The sequence below is a fragment of the Maribacter antarcticus DSM 21422 genome (genome assembly GCF_000621125.1).
In the GTDB taxonomy this organism is placed as follows: Bacteria; Bacteroidota; Bacteroidia; order Flavobacteriales; family Flavobacteriaceae; genus Maribacter; species Maribacter antarcticus.
This window is the reverse complement of the sequence record NZ_JHZC01000006.1, coordinates 97601-116409: the sequence shown is the minus strand read 5'-3', so window position 1 is coordinate 116409 and position 18809 is coordinate 97601. Positions and strand designations below refer to the sequence as shown.

Here is an 18809-nt window from a genome sequence, read left to right as displayed (position 1 = left end):
TTGGTAGTACCAATCATTAATCAAACAATCAAAATCACGTTACTATTCGTTCTTGTTTACCCTTTAATTTACTTAGATTCTCAAAACAAATAAAAAGTAATATAGCTAAAAATAGTGATGAAGATATTGAGAAATAAAAACGGAGTGTAACACAATATAAAATATATTTAAACACATTTAATACTGAGCGTTGTAGGCATCAGATAAAAAATATTTGATTGCTATGGTGGAATTGATAGCAGCAAAATCAGAAAAGACTATAAAGCTGCTATGCAATTATTCAAAGAATACATATCTCAAATTGAGGGTTGCCTTAGAATTTCAAAATAGCAATAAAGAAATTAAAAATATAGAAAGTCCGTATTCAAGAGCAATTTTTATAGCTCATCAAAATAAAAATTTGGAATAAGGATATTTTGGAATTAGGGAATTAAAAGAGTTAATTAGTCCATTAAAGAATGTACTTAAAATAGGAGGCACGCGGATTTTGTATTCGAAAACTAATGTTGGAAAAATCCATTGAGGTAGGAAAGCAACTAAAGTATCAAAGAATGCTATTGGATACCCTACCTATAATGCAATCATCAACTGGACTTTACAGAAAAATAAAGTTTTATGAAATCAACTTCTATCAATTTCATCTAATTAAACGGACAAAGTATTTTAAAATTAAGCTAGGCGCATAAAGGCATGGGCCAACTAAGCTTATGATTAATATGGCTTTTGGATTTGAGTTAAGTTCTGTGAATATTTCTGTTGTCTACAAAATCTTATGGATTTTGCTTATTAGCAAACAATTAAAAAAGAGCTTTTAAGATTGTGCTAAGTGCGCTCCTGAAAACCCGTCTTATTTCCGCCCCGCACTAATCATAACAATCGCTGCCTTAATGAACATCATGACAAACCGCTAAGCAATGATAAAATTCTTTAGAAGAGTTCGTCAAAAAATACGGACTGAAAATAAATTTAGCAAATATCTGATGTATGCAATTGGAGAAGTAGGACTGATGGTCCTAGGTGTTTTGTTCGCTTTAACCAGTAATAAACGTAATGAAGAGAATAAAAGTATTAAAGAAGAACAAGTAATACTTAAACAACTAAAAACGGACTATAAAGCGAACCTACTTCAGTTGTAAAATAAGACTAAAATGAGCCGTAAATTAATTTCAGAAAGTCTTACCGTTTTGGATATTAATTCAAAAGATATATCCAATGGTCAAGTCCCTCTCTTTCAGTGATATTTGCCACTTTTTAATGAACCCAACTTTTGACCCTATCAAAACTGATTTGGTTAATTTAGAAACTATCAAATTGATTAGAAACCATAACCTAAAGCAGTTACTTTCTCATTAGATTTAGGATTTTAACGCCTATAGCTAGTCTAAGTAAATACAACATGCCTACTATATTTCTGAACTCATTCCTAGTATAAAAAAAGTTGGAATAATACGCAACGTAAACTATTTGTTTTGGAAAGCATAAGAGCTTAAAATGGGTTTTTTAGACATAGTAAGAAAATATAAAACCCTGACTATAGGAAAAAGCACTAAAGAAATAAATATTTAATATATTTAAATGCCCCACGTCTTGAAAGCCTGGTAACATTCATATTTACATTTTCTCGAGTTTACAATTTAGAAGGGCAAACGCTTAAAGATAAAATACAAAAGACAATCAAACTGTTGGAGCGTGAAATCGAATAAAAAATGACAAAAAGATAACAGAACTTATGAAGAATGAAGGTCTCGGGCTTAAACAAAAGGTTTGTGTATTTTTATGAGGTGGTAAAGTCTGTAGGATTTAGCAATTAAAAAAATGAAATAATTACAAAACAAGATACGTTGGACACGTATGCAGACAAAAACAGCATGTTTCATTGTCTGAGCTGTTGACCATAATCTAGACGCTACCTGTAATGATAAATAGTAAAATTCATATTAATAATTTGGATTTCGCTTATTAATTCTAATAAAAAACTGAATAAATGATGAAAATAAGTATCCTTAAAATTGACATATTTAAAATGAATGTTGAAATAACGCAACCTATTCGGATACTACTCGGGGTTTTAGATACAGCTAATAATTTAGCAATAAAAATTACTACTGATACTGGTATTGTTGGATGGGGAGAAGCCAGCCCTTGCGCAGTGATTACAGGAGATAGTCAAGACACTAACTATGTTACTGCGCAAACTATTGCGAGATTAATTAAAGGCAAGAATGCACTCGCTATAGCATCTAGAATGCAAGAGATCAATAGCGTGACAATTGGCGATCCATCGGTTCGCTCGGCTTTTGACATGGCACTTTATGATATTGCAGCCAAAGCTGCTAATATGCCTTTATACCAGTTTCTTGGAGGAGAACAAAGGGAGCTTAGAACAGATTTGACCATAGGTATTAAGGGTACTGTTGAAGAAACGGTAGCGCAAGCAAAAAGTATAATTGAAGCTGGATTTAATGCCATTAAATTAAAGGTAGGACGCCCAGGTTTGGATGATGTACCTCATGTAAGGGCGGTACGAGAGCTTATAGGACCTAATATGGCTCTAAAAATGGATAGTAACCAAGGTTGGGATTATCCTACAGCAGTAGCCAATATAAACGCGATGGAAGAATTAAATTTACAATATGCAGAGCAACCTATTGCAGTCTGGGATTATGAGGGTCTTGCTCGTTTAAGGAAAAAAGTTAACTTACCAATATGCGCCGATGAAAGCGTGTTTGATCATAGAGATGCATTGAAGCTGGCAAAAATGGGAGCTGTCGATTACCTTAATATCAAGCTTGGTAAATCAGGAGGTATTTACATAGGACTTAAAATTAATGCAATTGCAGAAGCTGCAGGAATGAAATGTATGATTGGTTGTTTTGCAGAAAGCAGGTTAGGTTTGTCAGCTGCTGCACATTTGGCAATGGCACGACCCAATATTAGTTTTATTGATTTAGATTCTTGCTACCACTTTAAGAATGACCCTGTAATTGGTGGGGTATCTTTTGATGAAAAGATTGGAGGCCTGCTGCATCTGCCAGATGCTATTGGTCATGGTGCCGCCTTTAATGAAAGTGACTTAGAACAAGATAGTAAAGTGACAATTTAAGGGTGAAAAAAAATGAAAACAATAGAACTTAAAGCGCCTTATTTAATTTTTATAGGAGACGAAACTATAGATGGTTTTGCAAAAACAGGTTTTGGAATAGTAGAATGGCGTCGTTCACTTTGTAAAGGGCAAATGAATGTTGAAGGAGGCACTGTTGATCTCGGCTTACCACCAATGACAATTAAAGAAGCAACTGAGGCTAATGTCAAATCTTTAATTATTGGTACTGCTGCCATAGGTGGGGGTATTCCTGATATCTGGATAGATACCTTAGTTGAAGCATTGCTAAAAGGTATTGATATTGTTGCAGGCGTTCATACCCGTTTAAAAGAGATACCTCGCCTAAGAGAAGCAGCTGAACAATCTGGGGCACGTTTAGTAGATGTGCGCAATCCACCAGAACAAATCCCAGTTGGCAATGGAAAGAAACGTACAGGACGGAGACTTCTTACTGTAGGGACTGATTGCTCGTCAGGAAAAAAATACACAGCATTGGCGTTGGAAAAAGATATGAAAGGAAGAGGAATGAACGTTGATTTTAGAGCTAGTGGTCAAACAGGGATTATGATAGCTGGAAAAGGAATTCCTATTGATTCTGTAGTTGCAGATTTTATTTCAGGCGCAGCTGAACTTTTATCACCTGACAATAATCCTGGACATTGGGATATTATTGAAGGTCAAGGGAGTATTTTTCACCCTGGTTATGGAGCCGTAAGCATGGGGCTATTGGTAGGTTCGCAACCTGATGCTTTTGTTGTTTGTCACGAAGCTAATAGAAAGCATATGATGGGATGGGATAATTTTCCTTTGCCCACGATACGTGAACTAATAGAGCGAACTATACAGATAGGAAAACTGACAAATAAAGAAATTAGATGTGTAGGAGTGAGTGTGAATACAGCACAACTTACCCCAGAAGAGCGTAAAAAGTACCTTGATAATCTTTCTCAAAAAATTGGGTTACCATGCGTTGATTCGCTTAAAAATGGTACTAAAAAAATAATAGATTACTTGGAAATAGCATTTAATATTAAATAGAATTTTACGCTTTGTTATTCTAAAAACTTACCGCAGCTTATACGTAAATAATAAATAACTTTCTAAATTTCAAAAAATTGAGTTGCCTCTTTTCGACTTTTTTTTTGATATACCTTTCACTACCAACTAGTTGTGCACCAAAACCACCTTATGAAAAAGGGGATTTTAAAACGTCGGATTTAGTAAAGTTGTTAAAATTAGATTCAACCATCCATTTGGATATTAGGTATGCGACAAACAACAATATTTTAGAACAATCAGTTTATAAAGAAGCAAGAGCATTTTTGAAAAGACCCACAGCCGAAGCTATAGAAAAAGTAAATGAAGAGTTAAAACTTTTAGGGTATGTATGGTCTACTTATTTTTGATGGAAATCGCCCTTGGAGTGCTACTAAATTATTTTGGGATATATTATACTTCAAAAATAAAAAATTTGTGGCCAACCCAAAAGAAGGCTCAAGGCGTAATGAAGGTTATGCAATTGACTTAATTTATATGAACTTGAATCTGGCAAAGAAGTTCAAATGACAGGACAATACGATGAAATGATTGAACGGCTCTGATATAAATTATAAAGGCTTAACAGCAGAACAACGTAAGTTTAGAAGTTTACTTAAAAGTGAAATGGAGAATAATGGTTTTACAGTTTATGAATATGAATGGTGGCATTATGACTATCATACTTGGCAAACATATCGAATTCAGAATATTCAATTTTCAGAAATAAAATAAACGTCAGGTAATACCATACATAATACATTGTAGAGTCAGTTTTCTTTAGGAAAATTTTACTTAAATTTCTTGAGACGTTTTGTGCCTTTAATGTTTCATGCCAAAAAAAGCAGCGGCTCATGCATATAAACCTTGCCTGCCATTTAAAAAAATAGCAAATAAATGAAATTAAAAGTATGCTTAATTCAGGATAGCCCTATTTTCTTCGATAAGGAAAAAACGATAGATAAAGTGGAACAACTTACCAAGAAATACGCAAAACAAGATTGTAAATTAATTGTTTTTCCTGAATCATTTATTCCAGGTTATCCAAGAGGGTTTTCTTTTGGTGCTACAATTGGAAGCAGGACAAATGAAGGAAGGAATCTGTATTTAGAATATTACAAAAACAGCATAGATATAAAAAGTGAAGATTTACAAAGGCTTGAAAAGCTCTCAAAATCACAAGATGTCTACATGGTAATTGGAGTTACTGAAAAGGAAAATACACATGGGAGTTTATATTGTTCCATGCTGTATATTTCTCCCACAGATGGTCTATTAGGTGTACATAGAAAAATTAAACCGACGGGTTCGGAAAGAATTATTTGGAGTGAAGCTGATGGTAAATCTTTAGTCACGTATCAAACTAAAATAGGAAAGCTTGGAGGACTTATTTGTTGGGAAAATTATATGCCTTTAGCGAGAATGGCTATGTACAAAAAAGGAATTGAGATTTATATAGCTCCAACAGCAGATTCAAGAGAAGAGTGGACTGCTACGATGCAGCATATTGCTTTGGAAGGTCGATGTTTTGTTTTAGGCTGTAACCAGTTTTTTACAAAATCAATGTATCCTGATAAATATCAATCTTTAGTGCAAGATGAACCAGAAAACATGTGCCGTGGAGGAAGTGTCATTGTTTCTCCTTTAGGCAAACTAATAGCTGGACCTTTATTTGATGAAACAGGTGCCTTAGTTACAGAAATAGATTTAGAAGAAATTAAATCGAGTAAGTTGGATTTTGATGTTATTGGACATTATTCAAGAAATGATATTTTCCAATTTGAAGTTTTAAAGCAACCTGAAATCGAAGAAGAAAAAACGGCAAACAACAATACCTCCGATGAAAAGCCTCAACGAACATGATGATCAAAGATAATATTCTTTAAAAATATTAGACAAAATTTACGTTCAGAAGTTAATACAGGAGTGTATTTGAACTATGCCATTGGAGAAATTATTTCAAACAATTGAGAATCGAATTGCTTGACAGTGAATACATGTAGTTGTCTAAACTGAATTTATGGTATTTACCTTCCATCGGCGAATATACTAGCGAGTTGGAATCCTTGGCATTTAAAGTTTTATCGGCGGAACACAATAACCGGTCAACAGAACCTCCCAACGAACAATCAGGAATCGAGGATTGGCTTTCGACGTTCGCGGAAATTTTCTTTTAAACATGGATATCAAAAACGTTGAAAAATATGAAAACCAAAGTCCAGAAAAATGTAAAGAAAACATGTTTGATTAAAGGGAAATAGTATGCCGATTGCAAGAGAATTAGAATGGTCGGACTAAAGAAAAACGTTGGCTAGCAACAATTAAAAACAAAACGAGGCCTGTGCTTTGATAAGGAGTTTGATTATATTTGATAAGTAGCATAATTTTATCCTTTTGTAATGCTCCGCCAAACTACTTATTAATAGGTACAATGGAGCGCGCTTAGCGATAATTATGACTATTCAAAAAAGTGAATCTTAAGCCTTGCATAAAAAAGTTGTCGACTTATGTTTACTAAAACAAATGTTAAAACTCAATATTACATAAATACTCTTTCATGAAATCAAAAAGTATTCTCATCCTTTTTATTATGTTTATCGCGACCTTCGGGTGGTCTCAAACTAAATTAATTGAAAAAGTAACAAATACCGATAGCGAAGTTATTATTCCCTACGAAAAATACCAATTAGCTAACGGACTTAAATTAATCATCCATGAAGATCATTCTGATCCTCTGGTGCACGTTGATATAACGTATCATGTTGGATCTGCACGAGAAGAAGTTCAGAAATCTGGATTTGCACATTTTTTTGAACACATGATGTTTCAAGGCTCTGAGAATGTAGCCGACGAGGAGCATTTTAAACTCATCTCGGATGCAGGTGGAACACTTAATGGCTCTACGAGTACCGATAGAACCAATTATTATGAAACCGCACCAAGTAATCAACTAGAGTTAATGCTTTGGATGGAGGCAGATCGTATGGGCTTTTTTCTAGATTCTGTAACACAAGAAAAATTTGAAATACAAAGAGAAACAGTAAAAAACGAAAAGGGACAAAACTATGACAACCGCCCTTATGGTCCCCGCAGTGAGTTAATGGCCGAGACACTTTATCCGTATGGGCATCCGTACTCATGGTTGACAATTGGAAAACTGAAAGACCTTGATAGGGTTAAAGTTGAAGACCTAAAGAAATTTTTTATGCGATGGTATGGGCCTAATAACGCAACCCTTACTATAGGAGGTGATGTTGACCCACAGGAAGTTATTAAATTGACTGAAAAATATTTTGGCGTTATCCCAGCGGGGCCAGATGTGCAACCAATGCGTTTAGATCCAGTTGTTTTGGATGAAAATAGGTATGTTTCTTATGTAGATAAGAATGTTAGATTTCCTGCGCTATTTTTAAGCTTCCCAACTATTGGACGTCATCATCCAGACGAGGCTCCATTGGATTGCCTTGCAGATATTTTAGGAACAGGCAAAGGCTCCTTCTTATACAAGAAATTTGTATTGACGAAGAAAGCAGTCCAGGCATCAAGTTCAAATCCATGTAGTGAACTAGCAGGAGCTTTCACCATAAATATTTTTCCTTTTCCTGGTGCAGTTTTAGCTGATGTTGAAAATGAAATAAACCAAGTATTGGAGGAATTCGAAAAAACAGGTGTTACTCAAGATGACGTTGATAAATTCAAAATCAGCATGGAATCCAATTTTATTAATGGTCTTGCCAGTGTAAGTGGTAAAGTATCGCAATTAGCGAGCTATGAAACTTTTTTGGGTGACCCTAACAGTGTTGGTGCTGATTTGGAGCGCTATCAAAATATTACCAAAGAAGATGTTTTAAGAGTTTATACAAAGTACATCAAAGGAAAACCTTCTGTGGTTTTAAGTATTTTGCCTGACGATAAAACAAAGCCTGCCAAAGAAAACAACTTTAAACCAATTACCAGTGGGAACAACCCGTTCTTAACTACTGATTATAGTAAATTATCATATACGCGACCGATAGGCGATACTTTTGATCGAAGTATTCAACCGAAACCAGGAGCATCACCTTTAGTACAAGTGCCAGAATTCTGGTCAGAAAAATTGAATAACGGGATGAAAATTATTGGTACCGAAACCAATGAAATCCCTGTAGTAGCTCTACAATTAAATATAAACGGAGGCCATAGAATGGACATCTATACACCAGACAAGTCTGGTTTAGCAGTGTTAACAGCTTCGATGATGACAGAGTCTACGGAGAATTATACTTCAGAACAGATTCAAGAAGAGCTGAGAAAAATTGGGAGCAGTATTAATATATCTGCTAATAATACTAAAACTACCATCAGTATAAATTCTTTAAAAAAGAGCCTGGCTAGAACGATGGAAATAGTTAAAGAAAAGCTCTACCGTCGTAAATTTTCTGAGGAAGATTTTAATCGTGTAAAAAAGCAACAATTAGAAAATTTGAAATCTTTAATTAAAGACCCTTCAGCTATTGCTTCGAATGTATACCAAAGATTATTGTACGGTGACGACCATATCTATGCTGTACCATCAAGTGGTATAGAAGAATCAGTTATTAGTATTACCCTGGAAGATGTTCAAAGGTTTTACGATAAATACTATGCGCCAGAATTATCAGAATTGGTTGTCGTTGGTGATATTTCAAAAAAAGAAATCATGCCTTCTTTAAGTTTTTTAAATTTATGGGAGAATAAAGCTGCTAAAATTCCTAGTATGCCGGCAGTACGTGAACAGGATAAAACCAAAATTTATTTAATTGATAAAGCAGGTGCCCCACAATCCGAAATCCGTATCGGATATATAACCGATATGCCCTATGATGTTACGGGAAATTACTTCAAATCTAATTTGATGAATTATGCTTTAGGTGGTGCTTTTAACAGTAGAATCAATTTAAATTTAAGAGAAGACAAGGGCTGGACCTATGGTGCTGGTTCATACTTTAATTCTAATGATAATCCTGGACCCTATACTGCTAGTGCAGGAGTAAAAGGAGAAGCTACTGCAGGAGCCGTTTCAGAATTTATGAAGGAAATCACCAATTACAAGAATGGTGGAATAACCGATGACGAATTGACGTTTATGCGAAATTCAATTGGTCAGCGTGATGCTCGTAGCTATGAAACTCCGCGTCAAAAAGCAAACTTCCTAGGTAGGATTGTACATTACAATTTGGACAAAAACTTTGTAGATGTACAAGGTCAGATTATCAATTCTATCACAAAAAAAGAAATAAATAGTCTGGCTGATAAACACCTTCAAATTCAGAATATGAATATTCTTGTTGTTGGAGATAAGGCTAGCAACATAGCTCAATTAATTGAATTGGGTTATGAAATTGTTGAGTTAGATGCTTTGGGTAACGTTATGCCTGAAAAAGATTCATCTGTTAAAAAAGAAATAAAAGATTGAAATAGCAATTCGAAACCCATCGAAAAGTGTAAAATAAGGAGCGGTAAAACTACGCTGCGCTTTGTTTTATATTGTCACTTTACAGTACAAATACTATCTAAAAACGATTCCTTCAATTAAAAGAGCCTAAATTCCAAAAGACCTTGTGTACAGAAAAGATGTGAAAATTCTGTGAGTCTTATATTTTATATATTTAAATACAGAGAATGAAACAACGCGGCTAGAGCATCAATTAGATAACGTATCTTTTAAAAAAGATATGATTAACAGAGTAGATTTAAATAACAAATGGTCTTCCCAATATCCCAGACGCTAATTCCGACAAGTTCAATCGCTACTATTTTAATTGACAATAAAAATAAGACTAACCTGGCTAAACCAACCTATTATGAAAACACTTACAAAACAATCAATGCAGAACACGAGGGGCCTTTTCAACTTTGTAGTCCTTTTCGTTATGTTAACTGGCCTAGCAATGAACGCACAAAACAACCCCGTAAAATTGAAATATTTTGGCACGGCAGGTTGGGAAATAACCGATGGAGATATAACCGTATTAGTAGACCCTTATATTACTAGAGCAAAATTAGGTACAGGCCCTGGAGTAAGTTCCGATGATACCCGAGAAACGGTTTTACGATCTGATATTTTCGTTTCAGATACCTTGCTTATTGATAGTTTGATTACCAAAGCAGATTTTATCCTAGTACATCATTCCCATTTTGATCATTTGGCAGATGTGCCTTATATCGCTAAAAAAACAGGTGCTAAGGTCATTGGCACAGAAACCACGCGCAATATACTCCGTGGCTATGGCATCCCTGAGGAACAATTGTATCCAGTACAGGGCGGAGAAGACTATCAGTTCGAAAATTTTTCTGTTCAAGTAATACCATCCATACATTCTGCTTTGAACGACAAACATTATATCGACTCCAGAACCTATACCGAAACACCAAACACACCACTCAAAGTATCGGAGTTTATCGAAGGTAATTCGCTTATGTTTTTGGCCCGTTTTGCCAATCACACTATTTTGACCATGGCATCGATGAACTTTGTAGAACGGGAGTTGGTAGGGCAAGAACCAGATATACTTTTGGCTGGGGTAAACCGCTCACAACTGGGCCTATACCAATACAACGAACGTCTTTTAAAGGTTACCAATTATCCTAAAATTATTATTCCCACGCATTGGGACAACTTTCGCCTGCCTTACGGATTTAGCCAACAAAGTGGGGTTAACCAAAAACTAAGGCCCTTCGCAGAAGATGTAAAACGACTTTCGCCAGAGACCAACGTAATTATTCCAACGCATTTGGGTACCATTACGATTGAATAATAAATCTAAGACCAAATGTATTCAATAACAGCACTCGCTCTTTGTTATAGCGATAAACGGCTACCATAGGCTTGTGTACTAGTGTATACAGGAATAGTATCCTACTCCTTACAGTTTTTGGTGTGCCATAAACGAACAAAACAGCGTGTAACACTTTCAAAATAAATCTAATTAATGTAGCTTACCTTTTTATGAAAGTTTCCTCCTATGAAAGAAAATAATGTACTGAATTATAGTAAAGATGTGTTAGAACATATGCCAGCTGACTGGTTACGCCTAACTACCCATCGACCAGATATTTATAAAAAAAATAATGTACTGAATTATAGTAAAGATGTGTTAGAACATATGCCAGCTGACTGGTTACGCCTAACTACCCATCGACTGGATATTTATGATGAGGCATTAGCTAAAAGTGACTTCTTAAAGGAGTTTGAAAGCTTATTTAATACGAATAATTCAGCTATATCTGCACTCCAGAAACTCCCTACTGCATATGATTATATTCGCTTAGGACATCCATTATCCTGCATACTAGAATGGGTAATCGCTCAGGCACATCAGTTAAAACCAGAAACTATAATCAGTTTTTCATCACAGACAATTCCTGTATTGGCCGTCTTAAGAAAAAATCTTTTAGCTACTAAAAACACCCAAATCATCTATACAGGCGAGTTACCAGAAATGTTAGATGTAAATCTTTTAAGAAGCATATATGGGTATCAATTTGAGCTAAAGAAAGTGGAAAACGTAGCAGCCATTTCTCCGTTTAACGGTAGCACCATTTTTATAGCACAACAAGATAAAATTGGCACTATTGACCTCAACCCAAATATTGACTTTTTCATCAATGCTTATGCGCATTTAGGAAGCGTTTTAATAGCCAATGGAGAACAAAATAAATCTTATATCTCAGAAATTCAGCATGTAAGAAGAAGAGAGACGATTGCAATGACGCCAGCCAATTGCCTTGCTGGCTTAAAGTCGGTCATAGAGCAATCTTCTTTTCATAATCAAGAAAGCACTATTAAGGCGAACAAAACAAGCGTTTTAGCTTCAATTTCTACCATTACCGGGACAACTACAACGCCTATAGTCGGTTCTAGCGGACTATCTGTTCAATATGCGATTATGATGGGTCTCGTTCACCATGCGCTTGAAAATCATAAAGGAAAAGCGGTCAAATTTATTGTTCCTCCAAATTGCTATGGCGGCACAAACGACCAAGCACGGCGCGTTGCTGCATGCATAGACAACGTAGAAGTGGTAGATTTACCAGTAGATGGTGATAATGATATGGTGCAAAGCATCGACACCGTGTTAACGAAAATTGCTAGGGAAGACGCGGTACCGTACATCATCGCCGAAATTCCAACCAACCCCAGAGTTGAAGTACCAGATTTGGCAAAATTAAAGGCCGCTTTAAACAAAGTACGTAAAACCCCAACGGGAGAAATTGCTATTGATCCTGTTTTTATTTTAGATCAGACATTTTGTCCTAACGTGTACTTTTTGGGTGAAGGTGAAATCCTCTCTACGGTTAGGGCCATTTCATACGCGAGCGGATCAAAATTTCCAAGTGGCGGACTATGCACTGCTGGCTACTGTGTGGCTAATAAAAAAACGGAAGGGTTGATGGGCAACATAGCATTGCACCTCAAACTTTGCGACAACGAAGCTACAGATCTCCAATATGAAATATTGGCAACCCAACTGCCTACAATGAATCAACGAATTACCGATGCTTATACAAATACTCGTGAATTTGTAAACTATATCCAAAAGAGCTTACCAACCGCGAAAATTAATTTTGTTTCAACCGCATTAGCAGCCGACGGGTTTACACCCTCCGTATTTTCATTAGATCTGCCTACAAAAGGGAATACTTCCGAAGAAAAAGAGGCCTACAAGAGAGCCTTAAATCTAAAATTAATCAATCTAATGATTACCGAAATACCTAGCGAAAGTAAGTTCTGTGTAAGCTACGGGCAGTTACAGGGTTGCTATTGGACCATACCCGCAACCTCTACACAGGGAACTACAAAAGAAGGGGACAAAGATTATATTGTTCGTGTATCACTTTCGCCTAATATGGACCTTGAGTTGCACAAGAACGTATTTTTAAAGTTTGTCGAAAGCCTATAAATAAATGGACGGTATCACCAACCCAGTTTACGTTTTAGCACTATTATGCCTTATGGTCATCTTAGCCGTGTATGCGGGTAAAACTAAATTCGGGAAACAATTTGGAGCGGCGTTATTGGTTATTCTTTTCACGGCAGTTCTAGCGAACCTAAAACTAATTCCTTCGGCATCGAACAGTATTGAACTATACAGTACGATTTTCACATATGTCGCCCCAATCTCTATTTTTTATTTATTATTAAATGTTAACTTAAGGTCTATTAAACAAGCGGGATTACCTATGATTGGTTTGTTTTTAATAGGTTCCTTCGCAACCACCCTAGGCATACTCCTTTCCTGGTTTTTGGTATCCCCAGAGCGAGTGTTAGGAGAAGATGGAAAAATAATTGCCGGTATGCTAACAGGAACGTATACAGGCGGTAGTGTCAATTTTAATGCCGTGGCTTTGGAATATGGCTTTCAAGAAAAAGGGATTTTATATGCAGGAACGATTGCAGTAGATAATGTGGTGACCACATTATGGATTTTATCTACTTTGGCCTTACCCGTGTTTTTAAGAAGCTTTTGGAAGGATAAAACGAATTTAAAATCAACCCCCAATACACAGAACAAGACGAATATTGAAGATGAACATATTGATTTCATTTCATTGATATGGTTGCTTTTTTTAGGGGTTACCGCCTATTTTGTTTCCGAAAGTATTTCAAGCCTGCTACCACAAATCCCATCCATACTTATTCTATCAACCCTTGGGATTTTACTGGCGCAAACCAAATTTGTTGCAAACTTAAAAGGGAGCCATAATTTAGGAATGTACTTGGTTTTTATTTTTTTAGCCGTAATTGGTGCATATTGTGAACTAAGTGCCGTTGCCGAACTAAAAGAAGTCGGTGTTACCCTACTTTTATTTACAGGTGTAGCGGTTTTCTTTCATGGTGTTTTCGTAATTATTATTGGTGGTTTACTCTATCGCGATTGGGAAATGATAGCTATCGTAAGTCAAGCTAATATTGGCGGCGGTGCTACTGCCATTGCACTTGCAGAAACATTTGACCGTAAAGACCTAATCTTGCCTGCTATTTTAGTTGGGACTTTAGGTACTGCTTTAGGAAGCTATTTAGGGTTTTTTGTGGTGTACATTCTTTGAGAATATTTTTCAAAAAACAGATGGATATAAGTCTTCTACTTTTTGCTAGCTATTACCCAAGTATACTCTAGTTTTCGGAACTACGGATAAACAAGGTATGGCATTCCGTTTTACAGATTTAACCCCTAAATTTGTAGCATCAAAATCACCCTATGAGCAAAGCTGTTTACATCGCTACTACCGAACCTAATAGTGGAAAATCTATCATATCACTTGGACTGATGCACCTACTTTTGGGCAAAGCCGCAAAAGTGGGCTATTTCAAACCGATTATCGATGATTTTGAACTTGGTACAATTGATAATCATATCAATACAATTACCAACTTTTTCAACTTAGATATTCCTTTTGAAGACGCTTATGCCTTTACACGAAGTCAGGTCATACGCATGAAAAATGATGACGAGGAAGACGAAATCATCAGTAAAATCATCGAAAAATATAAGGCTATAGAGGAACAATCCGATTTTGTGCTGGTAGAAGGAACTAATTTTACTGGTGAGGGAGCGATTATCGAATTTGACATCAATATCATCATCGCAAAAAACTTAGGTATCCCTGCCATTATTTTAGCGAGCGGAGTAGACAAGACGCTGGAAGGCCTGGTAGGAAATCTACAAATTGCTTATGACTCCTTTGATGATAAAGGGGTACAGGTATTGGCTGCCATAGCCAACAAGGTACAGCAGGAAAACTTGAGCCTCATTACAGAACAACTCAAAAAACAACTTCCTGAAAATGTTATGGTCGCGGCTATTCCCTTAAATCCCATCTTGGGAAATCCTTCTGTAAAAGAAATTACGGAAACCTTGGGCGGTAAAATTTTGTTTGGCCACAATTATATCAATAATAGAGTAGATGGTTTTAGCGTGGGTGCGATGCAACTGCGAAACTACCTGGACCATTTAAAGGAAAACGGTCTTGTAATTACTCCAGGCGATCGGGCCGATATTATTTTAGGAGCCTTACAGGCTAATATTTCGGCCAATTATCCATCCATCTCGGGTATTGTGCTCACAGGCGGTATTACGCCAGAAGAATCTATTCGTAAACTTATAGAGGGGCTAACGGATATTGTTCCCATCATTTCTGTGGAAGGAGGCACCTTTGGCATGGCCAACCGTATTGGTGCTATAAAATCTCAGATGTATGCGGAAAATACCGAAAAGATTCAGACCGCAATTAGTGACTTTGAAACCTATATACCTACCGAAAACTTGGCAGAACACTTGATTACCTTTAAGGCAACTGGTATTACACCAAGGATGTTCCAGTATAATTTATTGAAACGCGCCAAGAAAAATAAAAAGCATATTGTCCTTCCTGAAGGGATAGACGAACGCATCTTGAAAGCAGCAAAGCAATTAATCGATGCCAACGCCGTGGAACTTACCCTATTGGGGAACAAGGCACAAATAGTAGGGAAACTCACAACATTGGATATCGCTTTGGATTTAGAAAAAATCCAAATCATAGACCCAGCAGAATCATCTTATTTTAAAGACTATGCCACTACCCTATTCGAGCTTCGAAAACACAAGAACGTAGATCTTACCATGGCTGAAGATTTAATGACAGATGTCTCCTATTTTGGAACCATGATGGTTTATAAAGGTCATGCAGACGGAATGGTTTCAGGTGCCATACATACGACACAGCATACCATACTTCCCGCTTTACAATTTGTAAAAACAAGGCCTGAGGTGTCCTTGGTATCATCTGTATTTTTCATGTGTCTTCCCGATCGGGTAACCGTTTTTGGCGATTGTGCCATTAACCCCAATCCAAATGCAGAACAATTAGCCGAAATCGCTATTTCATCTGCGAATACCAGTTCTGCCTTTGGTATAGAACCACGGATTGCCATGCTCTCCTACTCTTCTGGCGCATCTGGTATGGGCGAAGATGTAGACCGCGTACGAAAAGCCACGGAAATTGTAAAACAAAAACGACCCGACCTTAAAATAGAAGGCCCCATACAGTACGATGCTGCGGTAGATATAAAAGTGGGTATGAGCAAACTACCCGATTCCGAAGTGGCCGGAAAAGCCACCGTGTTTATTTTCCCTGATTTAAATACCGGAAATAACACCTACAAAGCAGTGCAACGAGAAACCGGCGCATTGGCGATTGGCCCTATGTTACAGGGACTTAATAAACCGGTAAACGACTTGAGTCGTGGTTGCACTGTAGATGATATATTTAATACAGTGGTCATAACAGCTATACAGGCGGAAGGCTTGTAAAGCATAGCGTATAAATGACCTTGCTATGTTAACTCTTCCCACCTTTAGCTTTATAATTGCTTCAGTTTTATTTGTATCATTTAGAAGCGTTCTGCTAAAATTTGAGAAACAATGGAGTTTGCTGCGTGGACAAAGTGTCACTTCGAATGGGTTTTACTACCTTTTCAGAAGCAAAAGTTGTATCGAGAAGCTTTCAAGTCCCAAAGGTTCTCGATACCGTTTGTTTTCCATTAAAAAATCGAAAAATAAACTACTCGAACTGACATAAGTACCCAGGATTGCGCTTGCCTCGGAAGAACAAAAACACATTAACAAAGTAATCTAATAACCAATATGAACATCCTTATCATAAATGCCGGAAGCTCCTCCATCAAATTTCAACTCATACGAATGCCCTTGGAAACCATCACTTGTTCCGGCCTGGTAGAACGTATAGGTTCAGATGAAGCTGTCTTTAAATTCAAGTCGGACAAAGGCACTATAGAAGAAGAAGGTAGTATTAAAACTCATAAAGTCGGTCTCAAGAAAATAGCTGATGTATTATTAGATGCTGAAAAAGGAGTCCTGAAAAATAGTTCTGAAATTGATGTGGTAGGCCACCGCGTCGTACACGGAGGAGATTCGTTTTCGGCCACCGTACTGGTTACGGAAGCGGTTAAAAAAGAAATTCAGGAATACGCCACCTTGGCTCCCTTGCATAATCCGCATAATTTAGAAGGTATTAGCATCGCGGAACAGCTCTTTCCAGAAGCCAAACAAATTGCGGTGTTTGATACGGCCTTCCACCAGACCATGCCGTTAAAAGCGCGTAAATATGCCATTCCTTATGACTTGTATGACAAACACGGCATACAGGTCTACGGGTTTCATGGCACCAGTCATAAATACGTTTCAGAAAAAGCGATTGCCTATCTCAATAAACCAGCATCAAAAATACTAAGCATACATCTCGGGAACGGGTGTAGCATCACTGCCATCGTAAACGGTAAAAGTGTAGACCATAGTTTGGGTTTCGCTCCCGGAAACGGACTTATCATGGGTTCCCGTAGCGGGGATATTGACCACGCTGTTATTTTTCATTTGGTTCATACACTAGGGTATGCTTTGCAGGATGTAAACACCCTACTGACCAAAAAAAGTGGGATGCTAGGACTCACTGGTTTTAGCGACCTTAGGGATATTCAAACAGCCGCAGAAAATGGGGACACGGCTTGCCAGCTTGCCTTGGAAATGAACGCCTACCGCATTAAAAAATACATAGGTGCGTACACGGCTGCTATGAACGGTTTGGATGCTGTAGTCTTTACCGCAGGCGTTGGCGAGAATTCCAGCGTCCTTAGAAAATTAGTCTGTGCAGATATGGACTTTTTTGGAATTACACTAAATCATGCTAAAAACGAGCTTAGAGCTTCCGTGCTGAGGGAAATAAACGATGTGACTGCTAAGGTGAAAGTCTTGGTTATTCCTACCAATGAGGAATTAGAAATTGCGAAACAGGCGTTTGAGCTTTGCGGGTAACAACACGCATACCATATTAAAAGACAAAAGCCTATTTTGATACACAGTACTTGTTGAGAACTTATGGAAAACCCACGTCCTAAGGAATCTATTTTTATATTAGGATTCACCAATTTTGGTATTATCCGATAATTAAAATTCGAAGGTTAACTATCTCTTTGTAGCATTAATTAAATTACGAAATTATAATGAGCGATTCGCAAAAAATAAAATTCTCTAACACTTCCCGCTACGTAGAGATTGTAAAAAAAGCTTATGGTATGGTTGAATCGTTTGTTACCAAAAGGAATAATGAATTAAAAAAAAACATTGATCATCATCAATTAATTAAATATGCTGAATCAGTCCATAACGAAGCGATGATTACTGTAGTTTTCTGCACAATGGCTCTCGAAGCCTATATTAATGAATATGGAATTATGAATTCTTCAAGACGTTTTTTTTAAATACATCTAGACAAACTAAGTCTTATTTCAAAATTTACTTTAATCCCTAGGCTAAACAATAAGTAAGAATTAGAATCGGAAAAGGAAGAATTTCAAAATTTAAAATGGTTCATTAATTTGAGAAATGATTTAACACATCATAGGGTTAAAGAAATGAACGTTGTTGATATCGATATGACAAAACCTATTTCTTAGAAAGATTTTATTATGGAACATCATGCACGAAAAGCAATAAGAACAATAGAAGGCTCCATGAAAATATTAGAACCAGACAAATTAAAATCTTTTGAATCGTTTTTTATACCAGATAAAAGTAATGGTAATAAAAAGTAGCTAGTAAAGGCTTTTTCGTAGGTTTATGTTGCTTATAAAGATTTCCAAATTTTTAAATTT

At 36.6% G+C, this 18809-nt stretch carries 13 protein-coding genes; all 13 read left to right on the top strand.

The features are described 5' to 3' along the window. The first annotated feature begins 914 nt into the window (after window positions 1–914). The 13 genes from Q360_RS0105650 to Q360_RS0105595 all read left to right on the top strand — a co-directional run bounded on the left by Q360_RS0105650 (window position 915) and on the right by Q360_RS0105595 (window position 18416). Window positions 915–1136, top strand: coding sequence for a DUF6090 family protein (locus Q360_RS0105650; protein WP_027076232.1), 222 nt, complete (start codon window positions 915–917; stop codon window positions 1134–1136). Window positions 1137–1984: 848 nt separating this feature from the next. Beyond that, entirely contained in the window at window positions 1985–3103 is a 1119-nt protein-coding gene (locus tag Q360_RS0105645; protein WP_051554580.1) for a mandelate racemase/muconate lactonizing enzyme family protein, read from the top strand. A 12-nt stretch (window positions 3104–3115) separates the two neighbouring features. Then, the gene (locus Q360_RS0105640; protein ID WP_036195219.1) at window positions 3116–4141 is read left to right on the top strand and encodes a DUF1611 domain-containing protein; all 1026 of its coding nucleotides are present in this window, start codon (window positions 3116–3118) and stop codon (window positions 4139–4141) included. Window positions 4142–4486: 345 nt separating this feature from the next. Next, entirely contained in the window at window positions 4487–4669 is a 183-nt protein-coding gene (locus Q360_RS26295) for a M15 family metallopeptidase domain-containing protein (RefSeq protein ID WP_211251576.1), read from the top strand. A gap of 21 nt (window positions 4670–4690) precedes the next feature. Further along, window positions 4691–4873, top strand: coding sequence for a M15 family metallopeptidase (locus Q360_RS26290; RefSeq protein WP_211251575.1), 183 nt, complete (start codon window positions 4691–4693; stop codon window positions 4871–4873). A 162-nt stretch (window positions 4874–5035) separates the two neighbouring features. Continuing rightward, window positions 5036–6001: a carbon-nitrogen hydrolase family protein gene (locus Q360_RS22355; RefSeq protein ID WP_051554579.1), complete on the top strand. Its 966-nt coding sequence runs from the start codon at window positions 5036–5038 to the stop codon at window positions 5999–6001. Window positions 6002–6695: 694 nt separating this feature from the next. After that, window positions 6696–9572, top strand: coding sequence for a M16 family metallopeptidase (locus Q360_RS0105625; protein ID WP_027076229.1), 2877 nt, complete (start codon window positions 6696–6698; stop codon window positions 9570–9572). Window positions 9573–9960: 388 nt separating this feature from the next. Next, window positions 9961–10914: an MBL fold metallo-hydrolase gene (locus Q360_RS0105620; RefSeq protein ID WP_156950018.1), complete on the top strand. Its 954-nt coding sequence runs from the start codon at window positions 9961–9963 to the stop codon at window positions 10912–10914. A 348-nt stretch (window positions 10915–11262) separates the two neighbouring features. Then, window positions 11263–13059, top strand: coding sequence for a PLP-dependent aminotransferase family protein (locus tag Q360_RS0105615; protein WP_394331938.1), 1797 nt, complete (start codon window positions 11263–11265; stop codon window positions 13057–13059). Window positions 13060–13063: 4 nt separating this feature from the next. After that, entirely contained in the window at window positions 13064–14206 is a 1143-nt protein-coding gene (locus tag Q360_RS0105610) for a DUF819 family protein (protein WP_027076226.1), read from the top strand. Between the two features lie 152 nt (window positions 14207–14358). Continuing rightward, on the top strand, window positions 14359–16452 hold the full coding sequence (gene pta, locus Q360_RS0105605; protein ID WP_027076225.1) for a phosphate acetyltransferase: 2094 nt from the start codon (window positions 14359–14361) through the stop codon (window positions 16450–16452). Window positions 16453–16785: 333 nt separating this feature from the next. Beyond that, on the top strand, window positions 16786–17970 hold the full coding sequence (locus tag Q360_RS0105600) for an acetate/propionate family kinase (protein ID WP_027076224.1): 1185 nt from the start codon (window positions 16786–16788) through the stop codon (window positions 17968–17970). A gap of 188 nt (window positions 17971–18158) precedes the next feature. Then, window positions 18159–18416 carry a hypothetical protein gene (locus Q360_RS0105595; protein WP_027076223.1) on the top strand — a complete coding sequence of 86 codons (258 nt, stop codon included), beginning with the start codon at window positions 18159–18161 and terminating at the stop codon, window positions 18414–18416. Window positions 18417–18809 lie beyond the last annotated feature (393 nt).

What these genes read in the sequence shown, in the direction of transcription:
- Q360_RS0105640 (WP_036195219.1), top strand. Translation starts at nt 3,116, where the DNA reads ATGAAAACAATAGAACTTAAAGCGCCTTATTTAATTTTTATAGGAGAC.
- Q360_RS22355 (WP_051554579.1), top strand. Translation starts at nt 5,036, where the DNA reads ATGAAATTAAAAGTATGCTTAATTCAGGATAGCCCTATTTTCTTCGAT.
- Q360_RS0105595 (WP_027076223.1), top strand. Translation starts at nt 18,159, where the DNA reads ATGAGCGATTCGCAAAAAATAAAATTCTCTAACACTTCCCGCTACGTA.
- Q360_RS0105610 (WP_027076226.1), top strand. Translation starts at nt 13,064, where the DNA reads ATGGACGGTATCACCAACCCAGTTTACGTTTTAGCACTATTATGCCTT.
- Q360_RS26295 (WP_211251576.1), top strand. Translation starts at nt 4,487, where the DNA reads ATGTATGGTCTACTTATTTTTGATGGAAATCGCCCTTGGAGTGCTACT.
- Q360_RS0105615 (WP_394331938.1), top strand. Translation starts at nt 11,263, where the DNA reads ATGCCAGCTGACTGGTTACGCCTAACTACCCATCGACTGGATATTTAT.
- pta (WP_027076225.1), top strand. Translation starts at nt 14,359, where the DNA reads ATGAGCAAAGCTGTTTACATCGCTACTACCGAACCTAATAGTGGAAAA.
- Q360_RS0105645 (WP_051554580.1), top strand. Translation starts at nt 1,985, where the DNA reads ATGATGAAAATAAGTATCCTTAAAATTGACATATTTAAAATGAATGTT.
- Q360_RS0105620 (WP_156950018.1), top strand. Translation starts at nt 9,961, where the DNA reads ATGAAAACACTTACAAAACAATCAATGCAGAACACGAGGGGCCTTTTC.
- Q360_RS0105600 (WP_027076224.1), top strand. Translation starts at nt 16,786, where the DNA reads ATGAACATCCTTATCATAAATGCCGGAAGCTCCTCCATCAAATTTCAA.
- Q360_RS0105650 (WP_027076232.1), top strand. Translation starts at nt 915, where the DNA reads ATGATAAAATTCTTTAGAAGAGTTCGTCAAAAAATACGGACTGAAAAT.
- Q360_RS0105625 (WP_027076229.1), top strand. Translation starts at nt 6,696, where the DNA reads ATGAAATCAAAAAGTATTCTCATCCTTTTTATTATGTTTATCGCGACC.